At 61.1% G+C, this 8672-nt stretch carries 7 protein-coding genes and 1 pseudogene; 4 read left to right on the top strand and 4 right to left on the bottom strand.

Annotation, left to right across the window (positions count from 1 at the left end; all coding sequences use genetic code 11):
* From EOS_RS31225 to EOS_RS31215, 3 genes are all read left to right on the top strand, one after another.
* On the top strand, window positions 1-486 hold a 486-nt coding region (locus EOS_RS31225), incomplete at its 5' end, for an anti-sigma factor (RefSeq protein ID WP_047896070.1).
* A gap of 223 nt (window positions 487-709) precedes the next feature.
* On the top strand, window positions 710-2116 hold the full coding sequence (argH, locus tag EOS_RS31220) for an argininosuccinate lyase (protein WP_047896069.1): 1407 nt from the start codon (window positions 710-712) through the stop codon (window positions 2114-2116).
* A 132-nt stretch (window positions 2117-2248) separates the two neighbouring features.
* Window positions 2249-3190 carry a bestrophin family protein gene (locus EOS_RS31215; protein WP_047896068.1) on the top strand — a complete coding sequence of 314 codons (942 nt, stop codon included), beginning with the start codon at window positions 2249-2251 and terminating at the stop codon, window positions 3188-3190.
* 75 nt (window positions 3191-3265) lie between these two features.
* Here EOS_RS31215 and EOS_RS31210 read toward each other — a convergent pair whose 3' ends face one another.
* The 4 genes from EOS_RS31210 to apbC form a co-directional block, all read right to left on the bottom strand.
* A complete protein-coding gene (locus EOS_RS31210) occupies window positions 3266-5560 on the bottom strand; it encodes an arginine/lysine/ornithine decarboxylase (RefSeq protein ID WP_047896067.1) in 2295 nt (764 codons plus the stop codon).
* Between the two features lie 104 nt (window positions 5561-5664).
* Window positions 5665-6234, bottom strand: coding sequence for a dCTP deaminase (dcd, locus tag EOS_RS31205; RefSeq protein WP_047896066.1), 570 nt, complete (start codon window positions 6232-6234; stop codon window positions 5665-5667).
* 238 nt (window positions 6235-6472) lie between these two features.
* Window positions 6473-7054 (bottom strand): superoxide dismutase family protein, encoded by a 582-nt coding sequence (locus EOS_RS31200; protein ID WP_082163578.1) that lies wholly within the window; start codon window positions 7052-7054, stop codon window positions 6473-6475.
* Window positions 7055-7167: 113 nt separating this feature from the next.
* Window positions 7168-8256 (bottom strand): iron-sulfur cluster carrier protein ApbC, encoded by a 1089-nt coding sequence (gene apbC, locus EOS_RS31195; RefSeq protein ID WP_047896064.1) that lies wholly within the window; start codon window positions 8254-8256, stop codon window positions 7168-7170.
* A gap of 262 nt (window positions 8257-8518) precedes the next feature.
* On the opposite strand from apbC, the pseudogene EOS_RS49555 reads away from it, so the two are divergent.
* Window positions 8519-8672 (top strand): annotated as a pseudogene (locus EOS_RS49555) (OmpA family protein); the annotation flags it as partial.

Here is an 8672-nt window from a genome sequence, read left to right as displayed (position 1 = left end):
CCGAGCTGGTTCGAGAATCTCTCGTTCTGGCGCGGCTGGTCGCTTGCGGCCACCGCCATTGCGGCTATTGCGCTGGTTGTGTCCATTCGCGAGCTGTCGACGGTAGCGCCTGTGCCCGCTCCCGTGCCCGCGCCGCAAGTCGCGCAGGGACCGCGGATCGGTTATGTGGCTACGCTTGCTGATGACAAATCGAATGCGAGGATGCTCGTGACGTGGGACGACCGGACTTCCGAAGTCACCGTGCGGCGCTTGAGCGGTTCGTCCGATCCCTCCGATAAATCCATGCAGCTCTGGGGTCTGCCGAAGGAAGGGCACCCGGTTTCACTGGGCGTGCTGCCAGTCGGGGGAACCGCACGGTTCAAAGCGGCTTCTGTGAATACGTATCCGGTGTTGGCGGTTTCCGTGGAGCCCGTCGGCGGGTCGCCGAATCCGAATGGGCCGACCGGCCCGGTCGTCTATACGGGTAAGGTGATTCCGGCGGCCTGATGGCGTTGGTTGTGGGCTAAGAGGGGCGTCGTGAGGCGTCCCTTTCCTTTTGTGCCTGGCGCTAAGGTCTTGTTCAGATTGGGGCAGACGGGTCCGCTTCCCGCCTGCGGATGGCTACGCGTTTGTCATTGCCTGTAAAATCGGCAGTTCCGCGGGTTTTTATCCGGATTTCGCTACACCCGGCCGCCTGCCATCGACTTTCCGCCCTCTTACGAACATCACTATGACGTCCCAACTGCATAAAAAAGGCGAAGCCTGGTCGGCTCGCTTCAACGAACCAATGTCCGATCTGGTCAAGCGCTACACGTCATCGGTGTTCTTCGACAAGCGCCTCGCGCTCGTCGATATCGAGGGATCGCTGGCACACGCCGCCATGCTGGCCGCGCAAAAAATCATCGGCGATGCGGATTTTCAGGCCATCCAGCAAGGCATGACGCAGATTCGCGGCGAAATCGAGCGCGGCGAATTCGAGTGGAAACTCGACCTGGAAGACGTGCACCTGAACATTGAAGCGCGGCTGACGGCGCTCATTGGCGATGCCGGCAAACGCCTGCATACGGGCCGCTCGCGCAACGACCAGGTCGCCACCGATATCCGCCTGTGGCTGCGTGGCGAGATCGACCGCATCGGTGAATTGCTGGTCGAGTTGCGCCGCGCGCTGATCGATATTGCCGAGCAAAACGCCGAAACGATCATGCCCGGCTTCACGCATCTGCAAGTCGCGCAGCCCGTGACGTTCGGCCATCACCTGCTCGCTTACGTCGAAATGTTCACCCGCGACAGCGAACGCATGCTCGATTGCCGCAAACGCGTGAACCGGTTGCCGCTCGGCGCCGCTGCGCTCGCCGGTACGAGCTATCCGATCGATCGTCACGCCGTGGCCAAGACGCTCGGCTTCGACGGCATCTGCGCCAATTCGCTCGACGCCGTGTCGGATCGCGATTTCGCCATCGAATTCACGGCGGCTGCCGCGCTGATCATGACGCACGTGTCGCGGTTCTCGGAAGAACTCGTGCTGTGGATGAGTCCGCGCGTTGGTTTTATCGATCTGGCGGACCGCTTCTGCACCGGCTCGTCGATCATGCCGCAGAAGAAGAACCCCGACGTGCCCGAACTCGCGCGCGGCAAGACCGGGCGCGTGAACGGGCATCTGATCGCCTTGCTGACGCTGATGAAGGGCCAGCCGCTCGCGTACAACAAGGACAATCAGGAAGACAAGGAACCGCTGTTCGATACCGTCGATACGGTCTCCGATACCCTGCGCATCTTCGCTGAAATGGCCGCCGGCATCACGGTGAAGCCTGAGGCCATGCGCGCAGCCGCGTTGCAGGGGTTTTCGACAGCAACCGATCTCGCCGATTATCTGGTGAAGCGCGGCCTGCCGTTCCGCGATGCGCATGAAGCGGTGGCGCTCGCGGTGCGGATCTGCGTGGACCGCGGCTGCGATCTGGCCGATTTGACACTCGACGAAATGCGCTCGGAATTGCCGAACGTGGCTCATTTGATCGGCGACGATATGTTCGAGTACCTCACGCTGGAAGGCTCGGTCGCCAGCCGGAACCACGCTGGCGGGACGGCGCCGGAGCAGGTTCGGGCGGCGGCGGAGGCTGCGCGGGCGGCGCTGGGGTAAGTGGGCAATCGGCTTGGTCCGGTGCGAGGCCGATCGTAGCTGAATTGGCTACGATCGTAGCCAATTCAGCTACAGTTTCTCCCGGCAATAGAGCATAGGCATGCATTCAACCCCGTTGTTTTCGGCTCGCTCATGATCATCCGTCCCAAACTCAACTGGTTGCGCATGCTGTTCGTCTGGCGCGGATCCGTGCTGCCGCAGCTACTGCCGCGCCTCGCCTTGATCTTCGCGCTGTCGGTTGCCGCCATCTTCATGCATGACCATGTGCGCGACTATCCGGTTGGACTCGGCACACCGCCGTTCGCGCTGGTCGGCATCGCGCTGGCCGTGTTTCTCGGCTTTCGCAACAGCGCGAGTTACGAACGCTGGTGGGAAGGCCGCAAGCTGTGGGGCGCGCTGCTAATTCACGGCCGCTCGCTGGCACGGCAGGCGCTGACGCTGCCCCGTGGAGCCAAAAGCGAGGACACGCGCGAGTTCATCGCGGCGATTGGCGCACTCGGTCATGCGCTGCGTCACGAAATGCGCCGCACCGATCCTCTCCCCGATCTCGCCACACGCCTTGCGCCCGCGCTTTATCAGCGAGTGTCCCAAGCGCAATATCGCTCGGCTTTGATCCTGCGATGGCTCGGCGAATGGTCAGCCACACGTGCTCGCGACGGTGCACTCGACGGCTACGGCACGCTCGCGTTCGAGCAGAATCTGAATGAGTTGTCCGCGGTGATCGGCGGCTGCGAACGGCTGGCATCGACGCCGCTGCCGTTCTCGTACTCGGTGATGATCCATCGCACCGTGTATCTGTTCTGCGTGATGCTGCCGTTCGGTCTTGTCGACGGCGCGGGCTTACTGACGCCCTTGTTTGCTCTGCTGGTCGCGTACGCGTTCATGTCGCTCGAGGCGATTGCGGCGCAGATCGAAGATCCGTTCGGCCTCGAAGAAAACGATCTGGCGTTGAGCGCGTTGTGCGACTCGCTGGAAAACGCGCTCCACGATATGGCCGCCGACCCGGCCTTCACCCGGCCACCGAAGGCGCTCCGGGCACCGGGCGTGGAAGACCGGCGGTTTATCGTGACCTGAGTAGTGCAAGTCAAGGCGCCAACGAAAAAGGCTCGCATTTTCTTCGCGGGCCTTTTCCATTTTCAAGCCGTCAAATTAGCGCTCGTTCTGCACGCAATCGACGAAATACTCGATACGCCCGTTGATCATCTCTCCGACCAACCCGTGGATATCCGTATGGAAGCCCGGGAAGCGTTCATTGAACTCACGCGCGAAGCGCAGGTAGTCCACGATCGTCTTGTTGAATCGCTCGCCCGGAATCAGCAACGGAATGCCCGGCGGATACGGCGTGAGCAGGATGCTGGTCACGCGCCCTTCGAGTTCATCGATAGGCACGCGATCGATCTCCCTATGCACCAGTTTTGCATAGGCTTCGGACGGCTTCATGGCGGGCTCCATGCTCGAGAGATACATTTCGGTGGTCAGTCGGGCAATATTGTTGGCCCGATAAACGCTATGAATCTGCTCGCAAAGATCCCTTAATCCCATGCGCTCGTACGATGGATGCTGCGCGATGAAATCAGGCAATACGCGCCACAAGGGCTGGTTGTTGTCGTAGTCATCCTTGAACTGCTGCAACTCGGTCACCATGGAGTTCCAGCGGCCTTTGGTAATGCCGATCGTGAACATGATGAAGAACGAATACAGCCCGGTCTTCTCCACGATAATCCCGTGCTCCGCCAGATACTTCGTCACGATGGCGGCGGGAATCCCGGTCTCGCCGAACTCGCCGTCCACGTCAAGTCCGGGCGTGATGATGGTCGCCTTGATCGGATCGAGCATGTTGAAGCCTTCGGCAAGCGCGCCGAAACCGTGCCATCGGTCGTTCGGCTTCAACACCCATTCTTCACGATCGCCAATGCCCTCTTCCGCCAGTGCTTCCGGCCCCCAGACCTTGAAGAACCACTCGTCACCGTATTCGTCATCGACCTTGCGCATGGCACGGCGGAAATCGAGCGCTTCCGCAATCGATTCCTCGACCAGCGCGGTGCCGCCCGGTGGCTCCATCATCGCCGCGGCCACGTCGCAGGACGCGATGATCGCGTATTGCGGGCTCGTGGACGTGTGCATCAGATACGCCTCGTTGAAGCGATGTTTGTCGAAGGTGCTGTTCTCGGAGTCCTGAACCACGATCTGCGACGCCTGCGAAATCCCCGCCAGCAGCTTGTGCGTGGAGTGCGTGGCGAACACCAGCGCGCCCGTACGCGGACGCCCCGCGCCGATCGCGTGCATGTCCTGATAAAAGTCGTGGAACTCGGCGTGCGGCAACCAGGCTTCGTCGAAGTGGAGCGTGTCGAGCAGGTCGCCGAGCAGATCCTTGATCATCTCGACGTTGTAGATCACGCCGTCATACGTGCTCTGCGTGATGGTCAGGATGCGCGGCTTCGCTTTCGGATTCTTCGCCAGCGCCTCGCGCGCGAACGGATTCGCTTCAATCTTCTTGCGGATGTTTTCCGGCTTGAATTCGTCGCGCGGAATCGGTCCAATAATGCCGAAGTGATTGCGCGTCGGCGTCAGGAAGACGGGGATCGAACCCGTCATGGTGATGGCGTGCAGGATCGACTTGTGACAGTTGCGGTCGACCAGCACGATATCGCCCGGTGCAACGGTCGCATGCCAGACAATCTTGTTCGATGTCGACGTGCCGTTGGTCACGAAGAACAGATGATCCGCGCTGAAAATGCGCGCCGCATTGCGCTCGGACGCCGCGATCGGCCCGGTGTGGTCGAGCAACTGGCCGAGTTCATCGACGGCATTGCAGACGTCCGCCCGCAACATGTTCTCGCCGAAGAACTGGTGGAACATCTGCCCGAGCGGATTTTTCAGGAACGCGACGCCGCCCGAATGCCCCGGGCAATGCCACGAGTACGAACCCTCTTCCGCATACTGCACGAGCTCCTTGAAGAACGGCGGCGCGAGCGCGTCGAGGTAGACCTTCGCCTCGCGGATAATATGCCGCGCGACGAACTCCGGGGTGTCCTCGAACATGTGGATGAAGCCGTGCAGCTCGCGCAGGATGTCGTTGGGCAAGTGCCGCGACGTGCGCGTTTCGCCGTACAGGAAGATGGGGATATCCGCATTGCGCCGCCGCACGGCCTGCACGAACGCGCGCAACGCGACAATGGCGGAGGCCAGCTCCGGCGTATCGCCTTCGGCCACCACGACGTTATCCACGTACGGCAGCAATTCGTCGTCGTCGATCGACAAAATGAAGCACGACGCGCGGCTCGATTGCTGAGCGAACGACGTCAGGTCGCCGTAACTCGTCAGCCCGAGCACCTCGACGCCTTCGCGCTCGATCGCCTCGGCAAGCGCGCGGATGCCGGAACCCGAAATGTTCTCGGAGCGAAAATCTTCGTCGATGATGACGACGGGAAAACGGAACTTCATGCGGCGAATCTCCAAATGGAACGACCGCTGGCCGAGTCATATGTCCTCGATTCCAGCGGTCTTTCAAAAAGCGTTGCAATGACGTTTCGAACAGATAAGAAACGTCAGGTTTTCGGCAGTGTCACGCCGATTTGCCCTTGATACTTGCCCCCACGATCGGCGTACGAGGTCTCGCAGATCTCGTCGCTTTCAAAGAAGAGAACCTGCGCCACGCCTTCGTTCGCGTAGATTTTGGCAGGCAAAGGTGTCGTATTCGAGAATTCGAGCGTCACATACCCTTCCCATTCGGGCTCGAACGGCGTCACGTTCACAATGATCCCGCAGCGCGCGTACGTCGATTTGCCGAGACAAACGGTCAGGCACGAGCGCGGAATCCGGAAATATTCGACTGTGCGCGCAAGCGCGAAGGAGTTCGGCGGAATGATGCAGACGTCGCCCTTGAAGTCGACAAACGATTTCTCGTCGAAATTCTTCGGGTCGACGATCGTGGAATTGATGTTCGTGAAGATCTTGAATTCGTCTGCCACACGAATGTCATAACCGTAGCTGGACGTGCCGTAGCTCACGATCTTGCGGCCATCTTCGGACACCCGCACCTGATCGCGCACGAACGGCTCGATCATGTTGTGCTCTTCGGCCATGCGCCGGATCCACTTGTCGGACTTGATGCTCATAGGGAACGCTACCCAACGAAAGAGGCGGCTTAGGAGAGCCGCCGAGCTTGAAACAGGGCATGGCCGGAAGCTTGGGATAGATGCAGAAGCACGCCAAAGCCAGCCAGACCAGACGAGAAGCGCGTATTTTACTTGATGCGCTGGCTGCACGACGCGGCTATCCCTACAGGCCGGGTCGAGCGCCTTAATAACCTGATTTCATTGAAAGAACGCGGCGATCCGCCGCATCACTGCCGCATTACTGCCGGATCACGCCGCACGCAAGTGCAGGACCGGCGCCGTGCGGCGTGATGGCGTAGGTGTCGGCGGCGTCGCGATGAAGCAGGAGGGCCCGCGACAACACCGAGCGCACACCGTCGAGCGACACGTCCGATGCGACGATGAAACCCGTCGCCGAGCCGTTCGCGTCGGCGTGAATGCTGGCCAGATCGCCTTCCACCTTGGAGCCGGAGTTGGTGCGCTCGGACGCCGGCGCGAATACGGGACCGCCGTCCGAACCCGAGACGATGCAGTCGCCGCGCTCGTGAATCTGCAGCGCGTGATCGCTATTGGGCGGCATGCCCGACAGGTTGTAAGACACCTGGACACCGTCGGCACGTTCGATGAACGTCACCGTCCCGCTCGCCGTGTTGCCGCCGGTGGGCTGCAACGTGGCGTCGGCACGTTTTTCGTGGTGCTGGAACAGGATGCCGCAGCCGCCGAGCAACATGACGCTGGCCAATAAGCTCAAACTCGCGCTCAAACTCAGCATCAGGCTCGGGACCGGGTGTATCGCGGCAGGCGGTCTGCGCGATTCAGGCCCGTCGAATCTTTGTTTCATGCGATCCTCATGGCGACCCGCGACCACCCCGTGTGTTCACCTGGCCGCGCCAATCGAAGGCGACATGATACCGCGACACGCGCCGTCAAAATCGCCCGTGCCCCCGCTCGCGTCTAAGTGTTTTGCACTACGATGCTGGGGAACATCGAGGTCATGTCCCGCTGGCGTTCGGCAATCGAAATGGCCACCTTGCGTGCAATCGAGCGATAAGCATCGGCAATCTTGCTGTCCGGTTGCGAGATCACAGTCGGCTGGCCCGCATCGGTCTTCTCGCGGATCGCGATATCGAGCGGCAAATGGCCGAGCACGGGCACACCATATTCCTTCGACATCCGCTCGCCCCCGCCCGCGCCAAAAATATGTTCTTCGTGGCCGCAATTCGAGCAGATATGCGTGCTCATGTTCTCCACGATACCGAGGATCGGGATGCCGACCTTCTCGAACATCTTCAGGCCCTTCTTGGCGTCGAGCAACGCGATGTCCTGCGGCGTGGTGACGATCACCGCGCCCGTGACGGGCACTTTCTGCGAGAGCGTGAGCTGGATGTCGCCGGTGCCGGGCGGCATGTCGACGACCAGATAGTCGAGGTCTTTCCAGTTGGTCTGGCGCAGCAATTGTTCAAGCGCCGAGGTGACCATCGGGCCACGCCATACCATCGGGTTGTCTTGCTCGATCAAGAAACCGATCGAGTTGGCCTGGATGCCGTGGCCGATGAGCGGGTTCATCGACTGGTTGTCGGGCGATTCGGGACGGCCGCTGATGCCGAGCATCATGGGTAAGGACGGGCCGTAGATATCCGCGTCCAGCATGCCGACCGACGCGCCTTCCGCTGCCAGCGCGAGCGCGAGGTTCACGGCGGTCGTGCTCTTGCCGACCCCGCCCTTGCCCGACGCCACCGCGATGATGTTCTTCACGTTCGGCAGCAGCTTGACGCCGCGCTGGACCGCGTGCGCGACGACTTGCGACGACACCGTGACCTGTACGCCGGCCACGCCTGGCACGCCGGCGACGGCGTTGGACACGAGCGCGCGGATGGCGTCGAACTGGCTCTTCGCCGGATAGCCCAGCACGACGGTGACGCTGACGTTGGCCCCGTCCACGGTCACGCTGCGGATGCTTTTCGTGTCCGCGAGCGTGCGGCTGGTATTCGGATCGATCAGGCCGCTGAGCGCGGTATCGATCTGGGCGCGATCAAAACTCATCGAAACTCCAAGGGAACGCTTTTTGCTGTCGCGGATCGAATATTCCGCGTGCAAACAATGAAATTGAAAGGAATTGTTGCACGACATTGCGTCGTCACCGTGCGCGATGCACTATCCGACGCTGCCATGATTCGGGGGACGCATCGTTATAATCTCTTGAATCCTTGGCCGTATTGTAGTGGCAGCCGTTACGACTCGCCGGAAGACCCTTTCGGGCTGTCGGTGCGGGTTTTGTCTGAATTGGTACCCTGGAGAATTGATAATGAACTCGAAAATGATGACCCGCTTGTCCGTAATCGCCGTGGCCGGCGCGCTTGTCGCCGGTTGCGCCACCCAGCAAGGCAATAACGCCGCCGTTGGCACGGGCATTGGCGCCGCGGCCGGCGCCGGACTTGGCGCGATCTTCGGTGGCGGCA

Origin of the sequence: Caballeronia mineralivorans PML1(12), from assembly GCF_001028175.1 — a bacterium.
GTDB lineage: Bacteria > Pseudomonadota > Gammaproteobacteria > Burkholderiales > Burkholderiaceae > Caballeronia > Caballeronia mineralivorans.
The sequence above is the reverse complement of the archived record's forward strand: the minus strand, read 5'-3'. Positions and strand labels throughout refer to the sequence as shown.